Consider the following 495-nt stretch of genomic DNA (forward strand, 5'->3'; position numbering starts at 1 on the left):
GCGCGGTGCGCCTGACGACATAGTCCTCGGTCTTCTTATGCGCGTCGGCGGCAAGCATGTCGGCTTCGCGCTTGGCGGCAGCGACGATGTCGGCGGCCTCCTGCTCGGCTTCCTTGCGCTTGCCTTGAGGATGTTGCTGCCGTCGATGCCCTCGGCGCTGATGGAGGCCATCGAGACCGCCTGTGCGGAGCCGAGAATGCGCAGGAACAGGGCCTCACGCTGTAAATGGCTGAGGCGTTTGGAATCGTCGAGGCCGTCGGGAATGTTGGCGGGATCGAGCACCACCGCTGCGGCGACCACCGGCCCGGCCAGGGGGCCGCGGCCTGCCTCGTCCATCCCGGCGACCGGCCACAGGCCCTCCGCCATCGCCTTCGTCTCGAAGGAGAAGTCGGGCTTCTCGATGATCTCAAAGAGAGGCGGAGAATCAGAACGCGCGCGAGCCATGTTGCGGCGAGGTTCGCATCGGCTCCGATTCTCCGCAAGTCCCTCCGGGTC

General features: G+C 66.7%; 1 pseudogene. It reads right to left on the minus strand.

Annotation, left to right across the window (positions count from 1 at the left end):
- A pseudogene (locus EN949_RS35615) lies at positions 1-444 on the minus strand (hypothetical protein); the annotation flags it as partial.
- Between the last annotated feature and the right edge of the window lie 51 nt (positions 445-495).

The sequence above is a fragment of the Mesorhizobium sp. M7A.F.Ca.US.007.01.2.1 genome, assembly GCF_003998165.1.
Lineage (GTDB): Bacteria > Pseudomonadota > Alphaproteobacteria > Rhizobiales > Rhizobiaceae > Mesorhizobium > Mesorhizobium ciceri.